The following is a 19,480-nucleotide window of genomic DNA, read 5'->3' as shown; positions in this document are numbered from 1 at the left end:
CGAGTCACCCGTGAGCGCCGCCCCGCCGAGTCACCCCGACACGCCGCCGAGGTACCGGTCCACCGCTCCCACCAGCGCCTCCGGCTCCGTGCGCGTCGTGTAGTCGGGGTGCACGTCGATCCACCGCACGACCCCTTCGGCGTCGAGGACGACGGTCGTCGGCATCGGGATCGCCGCCGTGCCGTCCGCGTTCGCCGCCGCGACGTCGAGACCGAGCGCGCGCTGCGCCTCGCTCGCCTCCGGCGTGGCCTGAGTGAGGATGCCGAGCGCCGCCGCGAGCTTGTTGCCGGGGTCGGAGAGCACGGTGAACGTGAGCGCATTGGTCTCGGCCGTCGTGAGCGAGCCGTCCGGGCGCTGCGGGCTCACCGCGATCAGCCGCACGCCGCGCGCGTCGAGCGCGGGCCGCACCCGCTCCTCGTACGTCCGCAGCGTGAGGTTGCAGTACGGGCACCAGGCGCCCCGGTAGAAGACGAGGACGGCGGGCGCTCCGCCGCGCGCGGCGGCGAGTGTCGTCGGCTCGCCGTGGCCGTCGAGCAGGTCGGCGTCCGGGAGCGGGGTCCCGGGCGCGGGGACGGCGTCGGGGACCGGCGCACCGGCGAGCGCGGCCTGTTCCCCGGCGAAGGCGCGTAGCGCCTCGGCGGGCATGTGGCCGGTCATCTGCTCCTGGAGGCGGGCTACTTGAGCGGTGATGGATTCGGGCACGACGAACCTCCGGCATACGGATCGGGCGGACGGTCTCGGACGACCGGCCCTTGTGCTGCCATCGTTCGTCGCGAAAAATGGGTTGTCCATACCAGAAAATTCGCCCGGCCGGAGAAGGGGAAAGCCAACTTCGCCCGGCCGGAACCACGAGAGCGAGCCTGTGATGCCGACGAACGCCCGCGGCCCCAAGTCCCCCCGGCTGACCCCGAAGGGCCGCGCCACGCGGGAGCGGATCGTCGCCGCGGCGGCCCGGCTCATGACGCGGCAGGGCGTCGGGGCGACGACGCTGGAGCAGGTGCGCGAGGCGGCCGAGGTGAGCGGTTCGCAGGTGTACCACTACTTCGCCGGCAAGCAGGACCTCGTGCGCGCCGTCGTCGCGTACACACGCGGCGACGTCCTGGAGATGCAGCAGCCCCTCCTCTCGCACCTCGACTCGCTCGCGGGCCTGCGCGCCTGGCGCGACGGGATCGTGGCGCACCAGCGCTCGCTGGGCTGCCGGGGCGGCTGCCCGCTCGGGGCGCTCGGCGCGGAGGTCGCCGAGCACGACGCGTTCGCGCGCGGTCTCGTCGCGGAGGCCTTCGACCAGTGGGAGGACGAGATCAGGGCGGGCCTGCGCGCGATGCACGCGCGCGGCGAGTTCACGCCGGACACCGACCCGGACGCCCTCGCGCTCGCCCTCCTCTCCGCACTCCAGGGCGGCCTCCTCCTCACCCAGATCCAGCGCGCGACCCTCCCCCTGGAAACGGCGCTCGACACGACGCTGGCGTACATCGCGACGCGGGTACGGGACTGAGGACCCGCCCTCGCGGGGCGCCTTGTCCTCCCGTACGAAACCACCCACGCCCCTTCTCACTTCCGCACAACCCCCCGCCCCCTCCCCCGCCGCCCTTGTCCGTCCGTACGAGGACGACAGGCGCGACGTGGGCCGATTCGCCGCAGACGGGGCGCGCGCCGGTGCCGGAGAGTGGTGCCCGTACGACCGCACCCACCGGAATCCGGCGAGGAGACCCGACGATGGAACACGACTCCCTGGCCCGCAGGCACGCGGCGCTGCGCGAGGCCGCGCGCGCCGGACTGGTCGGCCCCGAGGCCCCGGTCGCGGGCTTCGTCGACGTGACGGGGGTGCGCGAGGCGGTACGTGAGCTGCGCGCCGCCTTCGCGGGGCCCGCGCCCGTCCTGCACACGTTCGCCGTGAAGGCGGCCTCGCTGGTCCCGGTCCTGGAGGTGCTGAACGAGGAGGGCGTGGGCTGCGAGGTGGCGAGCCCCGGCGAGCTGGAACTCGCCCGCGCGGCCGGTGTTCCCGCCTCCCGTATCGTCTTCGACTCGCCCGCCAAGACGGTCGCCGAGCTGCGCGACGCGCTCGCCCACGGCATCGCGGTGAACGCGGACAACCCGCAGGAGCTGGCCCGTATCGACGCGCTCGTCGCCGAGGGCCCGACCGGATCGCCGCTCGGCGTGCGCGTCAACCCGCAGGTCGGTACGGGCTCGATCGGGGCCATGTCGACGGCCACGGCGACGTCGAAGTTCGGCGTCGCGCTGCGCGACGCGGGCGCCGAGGACTGGCTCGTCCGGCAGTACGCCGAACGCCCCTGGCTCACGCGCCTGCACACGCACACGGGCTCGCAGGGCGTCGCCCTGGAGCTGATGGCGGAGTCGGTACGGATCGTGTACGAGCTGGCCGAGCGCGTCAACCGCGAGGCGGGGCGGCGGCAGGTCGACACGATCGACATCGGCGGCGGCCTCCCCGTCAACTTCGAGGGCGAGGAGATCACCCCGCGCTTCGCCGACTACGCGAACCTGCTGCGCGAGAAGGTCCCCGGACTCTTCGACGGGCGCTACACGATCGTCACGGAGTTCGGCCGCTCGCTGCTCGCGAAGCAGGGCTTCGTCGCGGCGCTCGTCGAGTACACGAAGACCTCGGGAGGCCGCCGCATCGCGGTGACGCACGCGGGCGCGCAGGTCGCGACCCGTACGGTCTTCGTCCCCGACTCCTGGCCGCTGCGCGTCGCGGCCTTCGCCCCCGACGGCACGCTGAAGGAGTCCCCCGACCTGGTCCAGGACGTCGCGGGCCCCTGCTGCTTCGCGGGCGACCTCGTGGCGCGCGGCCGTACGCTCCCGGAGCTGTCCCCCGGCGACCTGATCGCGCTGTGGGACACGGGCGCGTACTACTTCTCGACGCACTTCGCCTACAACAGCCTCCCGCGCCCGGCGGTCCACGGCTTCTGGACGGACGACGACGGCCGCACGCGCTTCGCGCCGATCCGCCGGGCCCAGTCCCTGGCGGAGCTGCTGGCGGAGAGCGGCGCGGCGGAGTCGGGGGCGCTGAAGGGGGCGGGCGAACCGGCGCTGGTACGACGCTGAGCGAGACGCGCGTACGACGCTGAGCGAGACGCGCGTACGGCGCTGAACGAGACGCGCGTACGGCGCTGAACGAGACGCGCGCACGGTGCTTAACTCAGCCCCGCCTACGGCGCTGACCTGCACCGATCCCCCACAAGTGTATTCCGCACCTACCAATCGGTAGGGTGCTGCGGGTCCGGTGCGCACCCCCGTGCGTCCCTGACCCGCCCCCCACCCGGAGAACGACCGGCACCCCGCCGCCGTCCCCAGCCCCCCGTCACCCGTGCGCCGCCGTCCCCCACGGCGTCGCGCGGTGCGGGCGGGCGCGCGGCAGTGCCTCTTGGCAGTACGGAGCGAAACCCCCATGCAACAAGGAAGCACCCGAGCGACCGCGTCCCTTGGCACCACCCCGCCCGCCCCGTCCCCTGTCGTCGCCGAGGACGGCTACGCGCCGGGCCTGCGCCGCCGCCAGGTGCAGATGATCGCCGTGGGCGGCGCGATCGGTACGGGGCTCTTCCTCGGCGCGGGCGAACGCCTGCACAAGGCCGGCCCGTCCCTCGTCGTCGTCTTCGCGGTGACGGGGCTGTTCGCGTTCTTCATCGCGCGGGCGATGGGCGAGCTGGTCATGCACCGCCCGAGCTCGGGCTCGTTCGTCTCGTACTCGCGCGAGCTGCTCGGCGGGGAGAAGGCGGCGTACCTGGCGGGCTGGATCTACTTCCTGCACTGGATCTGCTCGGGGATCGCGGAGATCACGGCGGTGGCCGTCTACCTCCACTACTGGAGCGCCTTCCGCGACATACCGCAGTGGACGCTCGCACTGGTCGCGCTGCTCGTCGTGCTGGGCGCCAACATGATCTCGGTGCGGTGGTTCGGGGAGTTCGAGTTCTGGTTCTCGGTGATCAAGGTCGCGGCGATCATCGCGTTCCTCGCGATCGGCTGCTGGCTGCTCGCGAGCCGCCACCCGATCCAGGGCGAGGCCGGGGGCCCGCAGCTCATCACGGACCACGGCGGGATGCTGCCGCACGGCTTCGTCGCGGCGATCGTCATCACCCAGGGCGTGGTCTTCTCGTACGCGGCGATCGAGATGGTCGGCATCACGGCGGGCGAGACGCACGACCCGCGCAAGGTCATCCCGAAGGCGATCAACTCCGTCTCCTGGCGGATCGTGGTCTTCTACGTGTGCTCGGTACTCCTCCTGGTCCTCCTCCTGCCGTGGACGTCGTACAGCGGCGCGGAGTCGCCGTTCGTGACGCTGATGAGCAAGGTCGGCATCCCGGGCGCGGACGGCATCATGAACTTCGTGGTCCTGACGGCCGCGCTCTCCTCGTGCAACTCGGGCCTGTACTCGACGGGCCGCACCCTGCGCTCGATGGGCCTCGCGGGCTCGGCCCCGCGCTTCACGACGAAGATGAACCGCCGCCACGTCCCCTTCGGCGGCATCCTCCTCACGGCCTCCTGCTACCTGGCCGGAATCGTCCTCAACTACCTGGTCCCGGACCGCGCCTTCTCGATCGTCCTCAACTTCTCGGCGATCACGATGATCGGCACCTGGGCCATGATCATCCTCTGCCAACTCGCCCTCCGCCGCCGCGTCCGCACCGGCCGCGCCGCCGACCCCGGCTTCCACCTCCCCGGCGCCCCCTTCACCTCCTACCTGACCCTGGCCTTCCTCCTCCTGGTGGTCGTCCTGATGGCCTGCGACGGAGATATAGGCAGTTGGACGGTCGCCTGCACACCGTTGATCGCGCTGGGGTTGTGGGGAGGCTGGTACCTGGTACGGGACAGGGTGAACGCGCTGGCGGGGGAACGCGCCACGGCGGGCGTCCCGGGGCAGCGGGACGGCACCGGAGCCTGACTGAACGGCCCACGCAACCGCTGCATACGCGAGTAGGCCCCACCGGCCGCGACCGGTGGGGCCTACTCGCGTCGAGAGCCCGAACGCCCCAACCGACCCGCCCCGGCCCTTCGCCGCGCGGTCAGACGCGGCTGAGGTCGATCTCGACCGGGAAGGGTGTCGTGGTCTCGATGGTGCCGGTGAAGAGGCCGGCTTCGCGGTAGGTCCTGGTCGCGGGGTCGAGGACATACGTGTGGACGAGCGGGAGGCCGGTCGCCGCCTGCTCGACCCGCCAGTAGAAGGCGATGCCCGCCATGGCGTACTGGTTCGTCTTCACGATCCGGTCAGTGGTCTCCGAGCCGGGGGAGACGACCTCCGCCACGAGGAGGACGTGTTCCGGGCGGGTCGGGGTGACGTCGATCGTGTCCGCGCGGTAGACCACGACATCCGGGCGCCGGTTGGTGAGGGGGACGTCCTGGAGCCGGACGTCGAAGTCCGTGTCGGCGTTCCACTCCGGACCGGCCGCTGCCTCCAGCGCGTTCGCCAGGAGGCGGGCGAGACGGTTGTGCCGCTTGGAGGCACGGGGACGCGCGGCGACCGATCCGTCCACGATCTCGACCCCCCGGCACTGCTCCTCGGTCCAGGAGTCGTACCGCTCCGCCGTGATCTGCCCGTGCCTCCGTGCTCGGGCCGCCTGCTCGGCAGTCATGACGCACCTCCCGGACCACTGACACGCGGAACCGATCCGACTCAGGTCAACCTAGCGTCTCCTTCGGCTCAGCCGCTCTCGGCGTCGCGGCCGACCGCCGTCACAGGTTGCTGAGCAGGGGGTTGGCGAGGGCATCTTCGAGGCGGGCCCATTCGAAGAGGCAGAGGGCCAGAACCGCGCGGTCCGTGGGGTCAGGGAGGTGCCACCGCTCATCGGCCGCGCGGAAGCCGATCTCGTTGCCGTGCTCCACGAGGCGGTTGCGGAGACGTCGGCGGGTCATACGGACGTCGATCGTCGGGCCCTCGAACGCGACCGTGCGGCGCGCGGGGCGGAGCGCCGGCCTGCCGGTGAGGCGGAAGGGTTCGCCGTCCACCGTGCCCTCCAGGCCCTTGCCCATACGAGGCAGCGAGTGCACGGGCTCCGGCAGGAGTCGTTCCACGCTCAGTGTCGCCGCCCCGCCCCGCAGGGACACCGTCCAGGTCTCGCCGCCGTTGGCGTGGTCCTCCGGGGTCTCCCTGGGGCCGCGCTCCCTGACCAGGGTCGCCTCACCGAGTGGTGTCTCGCACCAGGCCCAGACCTGGGGCTTGATCGCCGCGACCCTCCACCGCGACCACGGCGCTCCCCTGCGCACCACGAAGCCGCTCACACGAAGTCCCTTCGCTCGCCCGTCCCCGCGGGCGCGTCCGGCCCGCCCGAGGCCTCGCCCCGCGCATTCTCCCCCGGCGTGCGCCCGGGGAGAGCGGCGGGCCCGGTTCCCGGCGTGAGCCCGGCGAGAGCGGCGGGCTCGCTTTGCGGCGCGAGAAGGTCACGCCACCGCTGTCAGGTGGTACGTCGTGTCGACCTCGAAGCCGCCGGTCGAGCGGGCCCTGATCTCGAGGACGTACGGGCCCGGGGGGAGCGGGTCGAGCGCGGACCACAGGCCCCAGGCGACGTGGCGGGTCAGGCCCTTGGCGCGGAAGGGCTTCGACGTGTACTCGCGCAGGGGGAGGCTCTTGCCGTTCAGGGTCGCTTCCGCCCGTGTCATGCCCATCTCCACGGGGACGGGGGCCAGCAGGTTGCCCGGGCCCACCGTGTTCACGACCGGCAGGAACACCCGGCGCCCCGCCGGGATCTCGCACTTGCGCACGACCGTGCCCCCGTACGTGCCCGCCAGGAACCACACGTCGTCCGGCTGGTTCCAGTCCGCGTGCTCCCCCGTCTCGTCCGTCACCGGGTCGCGGTCCGCGGGCGCCGACCACGCCCACTTCCACCACCGCACCGCGAGCCGGCCGCCCTCCGCCTCCGTCGGCTCCCACACGCCAACCACCCCACCCTCATCACTCGTTCACATGATCAGAATGGCGTGACCTTACCCGCCCCGCCACCACGTCGGGGATCGGGAGGAGGGGCTTCAGGGTTCAGCTCGCGGGTTTGCGGGCCACCGCCGCGTAGCAGGCGGACTCCGCCGGGGTCGTGGGGTCCGGGGCTTCGGGGCGCCACGCGTGGCTCGGGACGAGGCCGGGGTCCAGGAGGTCCCAGCCCTCGAAGAAGCGGGCGATCGCCTCGCGGGTACGGGCCTTTCCTGGGGTGCCCGAGGACTCGTACGCCTGGGTGAGGCGTGCTATGCCCGCCGGGTCGAACTCCGGCGTGACATGGCTGATCGCGAGCGTACTGCCGGGCGCCAGCGCGGACTTGAGGGCTTCGACGAGCGGGTACGCCTCGTCGTCGTCCGGGACGAAGTGGAGGAGGGCGTTGAGGGAGAGGGCGACCGGGCGGGAGAGGTCGAGCGTCGCGAGGAGCTCGGGGGCGGTGAGGAGGGCGGCGGGGTCGCGGGCCTCGGCCTGCACGTACGCCGTACGGCCCTGCGGGCTGCTGTGCAAGAGCGCGCGGGCGTGGGCGAGGACGATCGGGTCGTGGTCGGCGTAGACGACGCGGGCGGCGGGGCGGACGGACTGGGCGACCTCGTGGAGGTTGGGGCTCGTCGGGATGCCCGTACCGACGTCCAGGAACTGGTCGAGTCCCGCGCCCGCCAGGAGACGGACGGAGCGGTGCATGAAGGCGCGGTTGACGCGGGCCGTCGTGAGGATGACGGGATAGGCCGCGAGGGCGGCCGCGGCGGCTTCGCGGTCGGCGGGGAAGTTCGTCGTACCGCCGAGGAACCAGTCGTACACGCGGGCCGAGTGCGCGCGATCCAGTTCGAGGTCCACCGCGTACTCGTCCATCGTCCATCAGCCCCTTCGTCGTGGGGTCTTCTGCCCCCGGCGCCCAGGGGCCTACACGTCCTGGATCGGATGTGCGAACAGAAATCCGAGGTGTCGTCCGTTCGCAGACAAAGGGGTTATGGAGGAGCAGGTGGACGCGAGACAAAGGGGGGCCAGGGTTGCTGGGTTGCCGGGGGTTGCGCGGGGACGCGCGCGGTGGCTCCTGGTGGTGCGGGCTGATCAGGGCTAAGGAGCGGCGCCTGTGCGGTGCGATCGAGGGGTGGGGGACGAGGGGGGTCGGGGTGCGAGGAGCGGGGCGGATACGGCGGACGCGGGTGTGGGTACGGGAGCGGGACCGGGACCGGGACCGGATTCGGGGACGAGTGCGGGTGCGGGTGCGGTCGGGGGTGCGCGTGCGGTCGGGAGCGGGCGGGCGGTGCTCGATCCGGCGTTGATCGCGCCCCGGCGACCGGATCTGACCTTCGACGCCTTCGCGGACTCGCACATGAGGCTGTGGACGCGGTACGCCGAGACGCAGGTGGGCGCGGCGCACAGCGACGAGGTCGTGGCACGCGCGTGCGGGTGGCTGCGCGGGAACTGGCGGCGGGTGCTGGGCTCGGACTCGGTGGCGCGGTACGCGTGGCGGGTGTTGAAGGCGGAGGTGCACGCGTGCGCGACGGAGCGGGGCGTACGGCCCGGGGGCGAGGTGTCCGGGGCCGCGCTGGCCGAACTCCCCGAGCGGCTGTACGACTTGGTGGTGCTGCGGTACGAGCTGGGGGTGGGGGACGCGGAGATCGCGGACTACCTGGGGATCGAGCAGGCGGCGGTGGGCGCGCAGGCGCGCTACGCGCGAGGACGGGTGAAGGGGCTTTCGGGGGTGGGCGAGTGAGGCCCGTACCGGGAGACGGCGGGCGAGTGAGGCCCGTAGCGGCGGACGGCGGGCGAATGAGGCCCGTAGCGGCGCCGCTCGCGCCCGCGCCGCACGAGCAGGCCGCGCGGGACCTCGACCTGGCCGTGGCGCTCGTCGTGGACGCGCCGCCCGCCGCCGCGAGTCTCGCGCGGCTCGTCGCCGAACCCGTCGACGAGGGCGGGGGCGATCCCCACGGGGCCCTGGTCTTCGGGGCGTTGCTGCACCTGACGCGCGCCGAGGAGGCGGCCGGGTGGTGGTGGCGGCACGCGGCTGAGGGCGGGAACCGGACCGCGGCGTTCCTGCTGTACCTGCTGCACAGCGCGCGCGGGGAGTTCAGGGACGCGGAGCGGTGGCGGGCGCGGGGGCGGCGGACGCCGAAGCCGCCGACGGGCATTGGACCCGAGGATGTGCCGTCGACGGGCGGAGAATCCGGGGGTGGCCCGCCGCCGCTGACGGCCGCCGTACGGCACCGACTCCTCGCGCAGTGCCACGCGCGCCGTACGCCCTCCCTGCCCGCCGCGCTGGAGAGCCTCGTGAACCGGCTGCCGCAGGTGCCGGCCGTCGATCCCGAGTACGGCGTCCCCGCCGGCGTACCGCACCCCGACGCCTCGCTGCGGCGCCTGCTGGAAGTCAACTCCGGCCCCAGGACTGACAGTTAAACTCGTCGCGAGCTTCGGGGACGAGACCCACGCACCACGGAGGAACCTCATGACCGGTACCGGTGAACGCCATGCCGTCGTCGTCGGCGGCAGTCTCGCGGGGGTGCTCACGGCACTGGTGCTGAGCGCGCACGCGCGCGTGACCATCGTGGAACGCGACCGGCTCGACGACGCCTCCAAAGGCGGGCCACGCCCCGGCATTCCGCAGGCGCGGCACACGCATGTCTTCGTCGAGGGCGGCCAGTTGGCGATGGAGTCGCTGCTGCCCGGCATCCTCGGTGAACTGTCCGCGCACGGCGCGCTGCCCGTCGGGATGCCGTACGACCTCGTCCAGCACCAGTCGGGGCGCTGGTACGAACGCTTCGCCGCGAGCACGCGATTTCTTTCCTGCACAAGGGGGTTGCTCGATACGGTCGTACGGGAACGGGTGCTCGCGGAAGGCGGCGTGGAGTTGCTCGCGGGGACCGAGGCGGCCGGGCTCGTGGGGGACGCGGAACGCGTACGCGGGGTGCGCGTCCGCAAGCGGGGGGCCGCCGAGGACCCGTACGAGATCGAGGCGGACCTCGTCGTGGACGCCTCGGGGCGGACCACGCGGGTACCGACATGGCTGGAGGAGATCGGCGCCGAGGCACCCGACCAGGAGACGATCGACACGGGTCAGGGGTACGCCACCCAGCTCTACCGGCCGCGGCCGGGCGCCGAGGACCCCGGTTACCACTGCCTGTACTTCCTGCCCGACGCCGAACAGCCGCTCACGGGCGTGGTGTTGCGCGTGGAGGGCGGCCTGTGGATCGCGAGCCTGTCCGGTCCGCGCGGGAGCGAGGCGCCCACGGACCCGGCGGGCTTCCTGGACTTCGCGCGCCGGTTCCCGCACCCGTACCTGCGCGAATGGCTCAGCACCATGGAGCCGGTGGGCAACGTCCACAGCAACCGCAGCACGGCCAACGTCCGCCGCTACTACGAGCGTCCGGGGCGCCGTCCGGCGGGGCTGCTGGCCATCGGCGACGCGTTGAGCGCCTTCAACCCGATCTACGGGCAGGGGATGACGGTGGCGGCGCAGCAGGCGGTGGCGCTGCGGAAGGTACTGGGGACGGCCGGGGTCGAGGGGGCTGAGGGGCTCGGGGCCGGGGGGTCCGTGACCGGGGGGCCAGTGACCGGGGGGCGCGGGGGCGCGGCTTCCGGTGGCCGGCGTTTCGGGCGGGGCGGCAGGCGGACGCGGGATGTGCAGCGGGTGCTGGCGGGGGTGGCGGAGACCGCGTGGGCGATCTCGGCGGGGGCCGACCGCGCGATTCCCGGCGTCGAGTCCACCGGTCCCGGCCCGAACGCCCTCGACCGCCTCACCGGCCGCTACCTGCGCCGCGTCGCCGCGATCGTCCCCGGCGACCCGGGCGCGGGCCGTCACTACCGCTCCGTCCTCTCCCTCACCGCGCCACCCGCCCGCCTCTTCCACCCCAGGGTGGCCCTCCCGGCCCTCTTCCGCGCACCACGGGCGACACCGGGGGAGCCGCCGTTGGTGGTGGAGGGGTGGCGAGGCGGGGAGGGCTGAGGGGCCCGGCTCGGGGGGCGGGGGGCGGCGTGTCCGCCGGGGATGACGGCGGCCTGCGGAGCCCGCGAGCGGCTTGCCCCTGGGGGCGGGACGAGGCTGCGCGGGGCTGAGGCGACGGGCCGACGAGGCGGCGAGTCCGTAGAGGCTCACCGCCCGTCGGCCCGCGTGTCACTCAGCCGGTGCCGGTGCCGGTCCGGTCAGTACAGGACCCAGAGGCTGACCTGGCCGTTGACCTCGACGCAGGTGGCGTCCTGGTAGTACTCCTTGGCCTTCGGGATCTCCGCCTGACACGAGGCCAGGTTCGGGTACATCTCCGGGCCGCCGGCGACGTCATGCCACTGGGCGGCGGAGGCCGTACCGGCGGTCAGCGGTATGGCGACCGCCGCGGCGACGGTGGCAAGGCCGAGAGTCGTACGTGTGCGCCACGACTTCATGGATGTTCCTCCTCCGGAACGGCACCGGCCGGGACCGGTGCCGGTTGGATGGGTTCGTCAGAGCCGCTCCTGCCCGATGATCATCGGCCCACACCACCTCTGTCGGATCACTCCCGTCGACGCGGCGAACGACCGCGCGCGGACCGGGCGACAATGGGGGCATGATCCGTCCCCACGCGCTGATTGCCCGGGTGTGGCGGCTGCTTCGGCCTTTCCAGTGGCGGCTGTTGTGGTGCGCGCACGCCAAGTACAACGTCGGTGTCACCGGGGTCGTACGTGACGACGAGGGCCGTGTCCTCCTGCTGCGGCACCGGCTGTGGTCCCCGCACCGGCCCTGGGGCCTGCCGACCGGCTTCGCCGCCAGGGGCGAGGAGTTCGGGCAGACCGTCGTCCGCGAGGTCAAGGAGGAGACGGGACTCGACGTCGTCCCCGGCCCCCTCGTCCGCCTCCGCAGCGGCTACCGCCTCCGCCTCGAAGTCGCCTACGAGGCCCGCCTCACCGGCGGCACCCTCCGCCTCGACCCGCTGGAGATCCTGGAGGCCCGCTGGTGCGAGCCCGACGACCTCCCGGAGGGGCTGTCGGATCTCCACCGAAGGCTGATCCGGGGGGAGACGGACGCGGATTCGGTACGGGGGGTGGGGTGAGCGGGGGCGGGGGCGCGTGTGAGCAGCGGGGGCGGGCGCGGGTGAGCGACGGTGCGGGGCGGGCGGGCGTGGGAGCAGCGGGGCGCGGCGCGCGCGGGGTGAGCGACGGCGCGGGGGCAGGCACGCGGGTGAGCAGCGGTGGCACGCGAACCCGCGAGGCAGCAGCGCCACGACCCCGACCCGCGAGGCAGCAACGAGACGGGTGAGCCGGGTGCGCGGCCGGTGAAGAGAGCGGGTGAAGGGGCCGTTCGCCGCAGGCGGGGGTGGCAGTCAGGGCACACCGGCCCGCGCCGCGTCGGTCGTCAGAGGGTGTTCCAGGCGGAGACGACCCGCTGGCCGTCCTCCTCGGCCAGGAAGGTGAGACTGCCGGGGTGGGGGTGGCCCAGGAAGCGGCTCGCCGACGCATCGAGGCCGAGCCAGCGGACAGCCAGCACGCGGGTGAGGTGACCGTGCGCCACCACGGCGACGTCCCCCGCCTCCAGCAGCGGGCGGACCCGTTCCAGCACGGCATCGACCCGTGCCGCCACCTGCTCCAGCCCCTCCCCCGGGTGCTGCGCGTCGCCGGGGACGACCCCGTCCCGCCACAGCTCCCAGCCCGGCCGTCCCGCGCGAATCCGCGCGGCCGTCAGCCCCTCGTACCCGCCGTAGTCCCACTCCAGCAGATCGGGATCGGGCCGGACTTCGGCCAGCCCCGCGAGCTCGGCCGTGCGCATCGCGCGGCCCAGCGGGCTGCTGAACACCGCGACCGGTCGTGGGCGGTCCGCCAGCCTGGCCCCGAGAGCCCGCGCCGCCGCCTCCCCGGCCTCCGTCAACGGCACGTCCGTACGCCCCGCATGCCGTCCGGAGAGGCTCCACTCGGTCTGCCCGTGCCGGACCACTATCAGTTCCCCCATGCGGGGAGAAGGTAGCCGGTGACGCGTAGGGCGGGCGTCAGAGGCGGGTGGCTGCTCGCGTCGGGGTGATCCAGGGGCGAGGGGCCGGGGCAGGCGGGAGAGGGCGGCCGGGGTGCCGTATCGCGCTCACGACACCACGTCCTTCCGCGCGAAGCCCCGGAAGGCGAGGGCGAGGAGGACGGCCGCGTATGTCACCGAGATCGCCGCGCCCTTCGCCGCGCCGTGCCAGGCGAGGTCGGGGGTGAGGAGGTCCGTCCAGGCGAACTGCCAGTGGGCGGGGAGGAAGTCGCGCCAGTGGCCGAGGGCGGTGACGGCGTCGAGGACGTTGCCGACGATCGTGAGGCCGACCGCGCCGCCGACCGCGCCGAGCGGGGCGTCCGTGCGGGTCGAGAGCCAGAAGGCGAGGGCTGCCGTGACGAGTTGGGAGACGAAGAGGTAGGCGACGGCGAGCGCGAGACGCGGGACGGCCGCCCCGGCGGAGACGGAGTCGCCGGTGGGGAGTTCGAGCGGGCCCCAGCCGTAGAGCGCCGTGCCGAGGAGGAGTCCGACGAGCGGCAGCAGGATCATCGCCGCGAGGGAGCAGGCCAGGGCGACGACGAGTTTGCTCGCGAGGAGGCGATAGCGGGCGACGGGCGCGGCGAGGAGGTAGCGGAGCGTCGACCAGTTCGCCTCGGAGGCCACCGTGTCCCCGCAGAAGAGGGCGACCGGGACGACGAGCAGGAAGCCCGCCGAGACGAAGAGGCACACCGCCGCGAAGTCGGCCCCCGACCGCGTGGCCGAGTCCATGAGCGTGCCCCGCCGCGCGTTCGTCCCCTCGCCGCCGGGCGTCCCGCCCACGGCGAATGCCACGGCGAGCACGAACGGCAGCAGGAACAGCACCGCCCCCATCACCGCCGTCCGCCGCCGCGTCAACTGCCGCCGCAACTCCACCCTTACGGGCAAGGTCCGCCCGGGCCGATACCCTTCCGCGCGCGGCGAGGCGGGAGCGGCTTCGGCACCGTTCCCGGGCAGCGGCGGCGGCCAGCTGTTACCGAGGTGCGTCATGCGGAACCTCCGGTGGGGCAGGGATCGGGGTGGACCCTCGCGAGTGGCGCCGGGCGTGTGCACGCGAGGGGCACGGACCGGCCCACCCCGCGCGTGTACACGGGTGCCGAGGCGTCGTCATGACGGGCCTCCGATCAGGTGGAGGAAGGCGTCCTCCAGGCGGCGTCGGGGGATCAGGGTCGTGATCGGCAGGTCCAGGGAGAGCAGGGGGCCGAGGAGGGCCGTCGTCGTCGTTCCTTCCTCCAGGTGCAGGAGCAGGGTGTGGTCGTCGTCGCGGGTCAGGTCCGCCACTCCCGGGAGCTCCGCCGCCTTGCCGAGAACGGCGTCGGAGACCGGGTGGGCCAGGCCGATCGTCACCGCGCCCGTACCTCCGGTGATCTCCTCGACCGGGCCCGCGGCGACCAGGCGGCCCCGGTCCATCACGACGAGGTGGGTGCAGGACTGTTCGACCTCCGACAGGAGGTGGCTGGAGACGACGACCGTGCGGCCCGAGGCCGCGTACGCGATCATCACCTCGCGCATCTCGCGGATCTGCGGCGGGTCGAGGCCGTTGGTCGGTTCGTCGAGCAGGAGGAGGTCGGGGAGGCCGAGCATCGCCTGCGCGAGCGCGAGGCGCTGGCGCATCCCTTGCGAGTAGGTGCGGACCGGGCGGTCGAGCGCTTCGCCCAGGCCGGCGATCTCCAGGGCCTCTTCGACGTGCGCGTCCTCGGCCGGGCGGCCCGTCGCCTTCCAGTACAGGTCGAGGTTGCGGCGACCGCTGAGGTGGGGAAGGAAACCCGGACCCTCCACGAAGGCGCCCACCCGCGACAGGACCTGCGCGCCGGGGCGGATCGCGTGGCCGAAGACACGGATCTCCCCCTCGTCCGGGGTCACGAGGCCGAGCAGCATCCGCAATGTCGTCGTCTTGCCCGCCCCGTTGGGGCCGAGCAGGCCGAGGACCTGACCGCGTCCCACGGTGAACGACAGGTCCCGCACCGCCCAGCGATCCGTGGAGCGCGCGTACTCCTTGCCCAGGCCCGTGATGCTCAGCGGCACGTCCGCGAGGCCGGCGTCGGGCGGGGGTGGCGCGTCGGTGCGGCGGCGGATCAGGAGGAGCAGCAGGGCCAGGACCGCGCCCGCCGCCGGGAGCGCCCATACCCAGACCGGCAGCGGCGCCGGGCTGCTCGCGGCCTGCGGGAGGCTCGGCACGGTCAGCGCGCCGGCCGGGGTGACGGAGTACGTGGCGGGGGCCGCCGGGGACGCGTAGCCGAGGTCGGTCGCGGAGAGGACGAGGCGCAGCCGGTGCCCCTTCGGGACCTGGTGGTCGATGGCGGGGAGCGTCACGGAGACCGTACGGCCCTCGCGCGCGCCCGTCACCCGCACCGGGCTGACGAGTTGGGCGGGCAGCACCTGCTTCTTGCCGTCCGCGCTCACGTCGTAGACCTTCGCGAAGAGGACCGCCGTGCCGGTCGACGCGCGTACGTCGACGCGGACGGTCGGGCTGCCCGTGACGCGGACCGGACGGGTGAGCGGCTTCGTGTCGAAGCGGGCGAACTGGCCGGGGAAGTCGACCGCGAAGCCCTGTCCCGTGCGTTCCGCGAGCTGGGCGAGGCCGTCGCCGAGGCCCGGGACGGCCGAGAGCGAGGGCGGTGAGCCGCCGGGCGGGTTGGCGAAGACCTGGCGGTCGCGGGGCAGGGCGTAGCGGTGCTCCGTGTAGCGGACGCGGGACGCGTCGCGGCCGGCCGGGGCGGGGTCGGGGGCCGAGTCCGCCGTACGTCCTGGGACGCCGCCGGTGAGCCCCGGGTACGCGGAGAGGTCCGCGCCGGTCAGGCGGGCGGTGTCGTCGGTGGCGCCCACGGAGCCGCTGCGCGAGATGCGGAAGGCCGGGCCGGTGTCCACCGAGCGGTCCTTCTTCAGGTAGCGGTCGAACCACTTCGTGATGCGGCGCGTCAGGCGGGGGATCTCCATGTCGCCGCCGTCGTGGCCGCCGGCGATCCAGTCGACGGAGACCGGGGCTCCGTTGGCGCGGATGTGCCGGGCCGTCTCGTCGGCCTGCGAGAGCGGGAAGAGCGAGTCGGACTGGCCCTGCACGACGAGGGCGGGGACCTTGATCCTGTCGCCCACGGCGGCGGGGCTGCGGACGTGGAGGAGCTTCGTCGCCGCCGCGTCCGGCGCTCCGCGCTCGGCGACCCTGCGGTACATCGCGCACAGCTCGGGGGTGAAGCGACCGCAGCCGACGCCCACGCCCGCGACGCGCGACCCGATGTCCGCGCTGCCCGAGGTGAAGAAGATCCCGGCCCACAGCTTCTTGAACACGCCGTCGGGGAACAGCGCCTGCGACAGGTCCCAGTACGTGATCTCCGGGGCGATCGCGTCGATACGGGGGTCGTGGCCTGCCGCGAGCAGCGAGATCGCGCCGCCGTACGAGGCGCCTGTCGCGCCGACGCGGGGATCGCCCTTCTTGTCGAGGAGGACCTCCGGGCGGCGTGCGAGCCAGTCGACCAGGTGGGAGACGTCCTTGACCTCGTGCTCCGGGTCGTTGAGGCCGATCTCGCCGCCGGAGCGGCCGAAGCCGCGAGCGGACCAGGTGAGCACGGCGTAGCCCTGGCGGGCGTAGGACTCGGCCTGGGAGCGCAGTTCGGTCTTGCTGCCGCCGAAGCCGTGGGCGAGGAGGACGGCGGGGCGCTTCCGCTTCGGGTCGCCCGCCGTGAAGTAGCTCGTGTCGATACGGGTGCCGTCCGGCATGCGGCGGAAGGCGTCCGCACGGTGGACGCCACCGCTCTCCGCACGAGGGACGCCGCCGCTCACCGCACGAGGGACGCCACCGCCCGACGCGGCGGCCGCCGGGGGCGCGATGCCCGGCAGCAGGGTGCTCGCGAGGAGCAGCAGGACCGTCGCGAGGACGGCCGCGAGGCGGTACGGGGAGCGCGCCGCGGCCGGCCCGGCGCCAGGTCCTCGCGGAAGGCCGCCGGACCGCCGTGACGTGCGTCGCGATGACGTGCGGAGATCCATGTCCCACACCGTACGGGCTTCCGCGAGGCGGGCCCCGAAAGTTATCCACAGGGGCGGGCGATTGTCGTACGAGCTGCGCGGCGCGCCATTGGAGGATCGTTTCTGCACGCCCTCCCGTACCCGGTCGGTCAAAGGTTCACACGGCAGGTCGGCGGCACGCGGCACCACCCCATTTCGGGCGGCCGTTGCCGGACCTCGGCGGTCTTCCGGCTTTCCCGTCCGGCAATAGCACCGCAAAAAGGGTGATGGCCTGTCAACTCCCGCTTTTGGTAAGCGCATTGCTTGATCATCGGGCTGATACCATCGCCCCTTCGTTTCTCATAGGACGAGGAAGAAGAGGATGAACGTGCTGAAGAAGAGGGCCACCGCCATCGGCGTCGCGAGCACGGTTCTGGCGCTGGGGGCCACTATCGGCCTCGCCGGAACGGCAAGCGCCGCCACCCCGGAAGGAGCGTGCGGAAGTGGATACAGCGTGCGGGGTTCACACAATCTCGGCAAGGCGACGGTGTACATACTCCGCAATGGCACGACTGCCTGCATCGTCACCCTGAAGACGGGGTCGGCTGTCGGCAATTCGGTCGAGATCGGTGCCTGGATCGGCGACGCGAGCGGCTACAGCAACGCCGACGTGGGCAAATACGGCACCTATGCGGGCCCGATCAAGCTGAATTCGAGCTGTGTGTACTGGGGCGGCAACTACGGCTCGACCAGTTGGTACGACAAGACGCCTTGCTGACGGCAAAGGCACCGGCCCCCTCCGACGCGACAAGGGGGTCGGTGTCCTTCCCCGGGACCCGCGAGAAATACCTATTCGAAGGCTTTGCCCGCGCAGACCGGGAGATCTCGCTCACCGAGGTAGCGCGATACGGCGCGACCGTTTCTCTCCGAGAAATGCGGCATGCCACCGCTTCGCGGCATACCACTGTTTCGCGGCATGCCACCCCTTCGCCGTGGCCGCTCGACGCACGGGAAACTCCCCGCCGGAAATCCCCGCCCGCCCTCCTCAGCCATTGCTCGGAAAGCCCAGATCCACCCCCGCCGCCGCCTCCGACGGGTCCGGCCACCTCGTCGTCACGACCTTGCCCCTCGTGTAGAAGTGCACCCCGTCGTTGCCGTACATGTGGTGGTCGCCGAAGAGGGAGTCCTTCCAGCCGCCGAAGGAGTGGTAGCCGACCGGGACCGGGATCGGGACGTTGACGCCGACCATGCCGGCCTGGACCTCCAGCTGGAAGCGGCGGGCCGCGCCGCCGTCGCGGGTGAAGATCGCGGTGCCGTTGCCGAAGGGCGAGGCGTTGATGAGGGCGAGGCCCTCCTCGTAGGTCTCGGCGCGCAGGACGCACAGGACGGGGCCGAAGATCTCCTCGCGGTAGGCGTCGGCCTCGACGGGGACGCGGTCCAGGAGGGAGAGGCCGATCCAGTGGCCCTCCTCGTAGCCCTTCACCGTGAAGTCCGTCCCGTCGAGGACGACTTCGCAGCCCTGCGCCCCCGCGCCCCGCACGTAGGAGGCGACCTTGTCGCGGTGCGCCTTCGTGATGAGCGGGCCCATCTCGGAGGCAGGGTCCTCGCCGGGGCCGATGACGATCTTCGCCGCGCGCTCCTTGATCCGCTCCACGAGCGCGTCGCCCGTCGCGCCGACCGCGACGACCGCCGAGACCGCCATGCAGCGCTCCCCCGCCGAGCCGTACGCGGCCGAGACGGCCGCGTCGGCCGCCGCGTCGAGGTCCGCGTCGGGCAGGACCAGCATGTGGTTCTTCGCGCCGCCGAGGGCCTGCACGCGCTTGCCGTTGGCGCTCGCCGTCGCGTGGATGTACCGCGCGATCGGCGTCGAGCCGACGAACGAGACGGCCGCGACGTCGGGGTGTTCGAGGAGCCGGTCGACCGCGACCTTGTCGCCGTGCACGACGTTCAGTACGCCCTCGGGGAGCCCGGCCTCGGCGAAGAGTTCCGCGAGGCGCACGGCGGCGGACGGGTCCTTCTCGGAGGGCTTCAGCACGAAGGTGTTGCCGCACGCGATCGCGACGGGGAACATCCACATCGGCACCATCGCGGGGAAGTTGAACGGCGTGATGCCCGCGACGACGCCGAGCGGCTGCCGGATCGCCGCGACGTCCACGCGGTGCGAGACCTGCGTGGACAGTTCGCCCTTGAGCTGGGTCGTGATGCCGCAGGCGAGGTCGACGATCTCCAGGCCGCGCGCGACCTCGCCGAGCGCGTCGTCGTGGACCTTGCCGTGCTCGGCCGTGACGAGGCGCGCGATCTCCTCGCGGTGCGCGTCGAGCAGGGCGCGGTAGCGGAAGAGGATGCCGGTGCGCCGCGCGAGCGAGGAGGTGCCCCACGTCGCCCAGGCGGTGCGCGCGGCGGCGACGGCCGCGTCCACCTCGGCGACCGAGGCGAAGTCGACGCGCGTGGTGACGGCCCCCGTCGCGGGGTCGGTGACGGGCCCGCTCTCGCCCGATGTGCCCTCGACGGTCTTCCCGTCGATCCAGTGGTGGACGGTCTTCATGAGGTCACCCTTCTGCGCGTACGCGATCGGTCGGTGGTCGCTCCGTGGCCGTGCCCGCGGGGACTTCCCGGCCCGGACCTCCCGTACGCAT

General features: G+C 73.1%; 18 protein-coding genes. 8 read left to right on the top strand and 10 right to left on the bottom strand.

Annotated elements, in window-relative coordinates; genetic code table 11:
• Positions 1 to 30: 30 nt before the first annotated feature.
• Positions 31 to 702 (bottom strand): peroxiredoxin-like family protein, encoded by a 672-nt coding sequence (locus tag ACIP4O_RS06880; protein ID WP_401572414.1) that lies wholly within the window; start codon positions 700 to 702, stop codon positions 31 to 33.
• 163 nt (positions 703 to 865) lie between these two features.
• Here ACIP4O_RS06880 and ACIP4O_RS06875 point away from each other — a divergent pair, with 163 nt between their 5' ends.
• The 3 genes from ACIP4O_RS06875 to ACIP4O_RS06865 all read left to right on the top strand — a co-directional run bounded on the left by ACIP4O_RS06875 (position 866) and on the right by ACIP4O_RS06865 (position 4,897).
• Positions 866 to 1,495, top strand: coding sequence for a TetR/AcrR family transcriptional regulator (locus ACIP4O_RS06875; RefSeq protein ID WP_401572412.1), 630 nt, complete (start codon positions 866 to 868; stop codon positions 1,493 to 1,495).
• Between the two features lie 221 nt (positions 1,496 to 1,716).
• Positions 1,717 to 3,063 carry a diaminopimelate decarboxylase gene (locus tag ACIP4O_RS06870; RefSeq protein ID WP_401572409.1) on the top strand — a complete coding sequence of 449 codons (1,347 nt, stop codon included), beginning with the start codon at positions 1,717 to 1,719 and terminating at the stop codon, positions 3,061 to 3,063.
• A gap of 343 nt (positions 3,064 to 3,406) precedes the next feature.
• Positions 3,407 to 4,897 (top strand): amino acid permease, encoded by a 1,491-nt coding sequence (locus ACIP4O_RS06865; protein ID WP_401572406.1) that lies wholly within the window; start codon positions 3,407 to 3,409, stop codon positions 4,895 to 4,897.
• Between the two features lie 121 nt (positions 4,898 to 5,018).
• Here the strand turns inward: ACIP4O_RS06865 and ACIP4O_RS06860 are convergent, their stop codons facing one another.
• The 4 genes from ACIP4O_RS06860 to ACIP4O_RS06845 form a co-directional block, all read right to left on the bottom strand.
• Positions 5,019 to 5,585, bottom strand: a complete 567-nt coding sequence (locus tag ACIP4O_RS06860) for a Uma2 family endonuclease (protein WP_401572403.1) — start codon at positions 5,583 to 5,585, stop codon at positions 5,019 to 5,021.
• Between the two features lie 100 nt (positions 5,586 to 5,685).
• Positions 5,686 to 6,231, bottom strand: coding sequence for a hypothetical protein (locus ACIP4O_RS06855; protein ID WP_401572400.1), 546 nt, complete (start codon positions 6,229 to 6,231; stop codon positions 5,686 to 5,688).
• 159 nt (positions 6,232 to 6,390) lie between these two features.
• Positions 6,391 to 6,882 (bottom strand): hypothetical protein, encoded by a 492-nt coding sequence (locus ACIP4O_RS06850; protein WP_401572397.1) that lies wholly within the window; start codon positions 6,880 to 6,882, stop codon positions 6,391 to 6,393.
• 100 nt (positions 6,883 to 6,982) lie between these two features.
• Positions 6,983 to 7,786 carry an SAM-dependent methyltransferase gene (locus tag ACIP4O_RS06845; protein ID WP_401572394.1) on the bottom strand — a complete coding sequence of 268 codons (804 nt, stop codon included), beginning with the start codon at positions 7,784 to 7,786 and terminating at the stop codon, positions 6,983 to 6,985.
• Positions 7,787 to 8,201: 415 nt separating this feature from the next.
• On the opposite strand from ACIP4O_RS06845, the gene ACIP4O_RS06840 reads away from it, so the two are divergent.
• From ACIP4O_RS06840 to ACIP4O_RS06830, 3 genes are read left to right on the top strand one after another with little or no spacing between them, the layout of a single operon-like run.
• Positions 8,202 to 8,654, top strand: a complete 453-nt coding sequence (locus ACIP4O_RS06840; protein WP_401572391.1) for a hypothetical protein — start codon at positions 8,202 to 8,204, stop codon at positions 8,652 to 8,654.
• A gap of 56 nt (positions 8,655 to 8,710) precedes the next feature.
• Positions 8,711 to 9,334 (top strand): hypothetical protein, encoded by a 624-nt coding sequence (locus ACIP4O_RS06835; protein WP_401572388.1) that lies wholly within the window; start codon positions 8,711 to 8,713, stop codon positions 9,332 to 9,334.
• 49 nt (positions 9,335 to 9,383) lie between these two features.
• Positions 9,384 to 10,880, top strand: coding sequence for an FAD-dependent oxidoreductase (locus ACIP4O_RS06830; protein WP_401572385.1), 1,497 nt, complete (start codon positions 9,384 to 9,386; stop codon positions 10,878 to 10,880).
• A gap of 197 nt (positions 10,881 to 11,077) precedes the next feature.
• Here the strand turns inward: ACIP4O_RS06830 and ACIP4O_RS06825 are convergent, their stop codons facing one another.
• On the bottom strand, positions 11,078 to 11,314 hold the full coding sequence (locus tag ACIP4O_RS06825) for a hypothetical protein (protein WP_007826832.1): 237 nt from the start codon (positions 11,312 to 11,314) through the stop codon (positions 11,078 to 11,080).
• 227 nt (positions 11,315 to 11,541) lie between these two features.
• On the opposite strand from ACIP4O_RS06825, the gene ACIP4O_RS06820 reads away from it, so the two are divergent.
• Positions 11,542 to 11,958: an NUDIX domain-containing protein gene (locus tag ACIP4O_RS06820; protein WP_401573861.1), complete on the top strand. Its 417-nt coding sequence runs from the start codon at positions 11,542 to 11,544 to the stop codon at positions 11,956 to 11,958.
• 302 nt (positions 11,959 to 12,260) lie between these two features.
• On the opposite strand, the gene ACIP4O_RS06815 is transcribed toward ACIP4O_RS06820, so the two are convergent.
• The 3 genes from ACIP4O_RS06815 to ACIP4O_RS06805 form a co-directional block, all read right to left on the bottom strand.
• Positions 12,261 to 12,851 (bottom strand): histidine phosphatase family protein, encoded by a 591-nt coding sequence (locus ACIP4O_RS06815; RefSeq protein WP_401572381.1) that lies wholly within the window; start codon positions 12,849 to 12,851, stop codon positions 12,261 to 12,263.
• A gap of 126 nt (positions 12,852 to 12,977) precedes the next feature.
• Positions 12,978 to 13,895, bottom strand: a complete 918-nt coding sequence (locus ACIP4O_RS06810; protein WP_401572378.1) for an ABC transporter permease — start codon at positions 13,893 to 13,895, stop codon at positions 12,978 to 12,980.
• Between the two features lie 117 nt (positions 13,896 to 14,012).
• Positions 14,013 to 16,886 carry an alpha/beta fold hydrolase gene (locus ACIP4O_RS06805; RefSeq protein WP_401572375.1) on the bottom strand — a complete coding sequence of 958 codons (2,874 nt, stop codon included), beginning with the start codon at positions 16,884 to 16,886 and terminating at the stop codon, positions 14,013 to 14,015.
• A gap of 340 nt (positions 16,887 to 17,226) precedes the next feature.
• Between ACIP4O_RS06805 and ACIP4O_RS06800 the strand changes: the two genes are divergently transcribed.
• Complete coding sequence (locus ACIP4O_RS06800; protein WP_361320862.1) at positions 17,227 to 17,622, top strand: serine/threonine protein kinase; 396 nt, start codon at positions 17,227 to 17,229, stop codon at positions 17,620 to 17,622.
• A gap of 267 nt (positions 17,623 to 17,889) precedes the next feature.
• On the opposite strand, the gene mmsA is transcribed toward ACIP4O_RS06800, so the two are convergent.
• On the bottom strand, positions 17,890 to 19,389 hold the full coding sequence (mmsA, locus tag ACIP4O_RS06795) for a CoA-acylating methylmalonate-semialdehyde dehydrogenase (RefSeq protein ID WP_401572371.1): 1,500 nt from the start codon (positions 19,387 to 19,389) through the stop codon (positions 17,890 to 17,892).
• Positions 19,390 to 19,480: the final 91 nt, after the last annotated feature.

It is taken from the genome of Streptomyces sp. NPDC088923, assembly GCF_044749745.1.
Lineage (GTDB): Bacteria > Actinomycetota > Actinomycetes > Streptomycetales > Streptomycetaceae > Streptomyces.
This window is presented reverse-complemented; position numbering and strand designations above follow the sequence as displayed.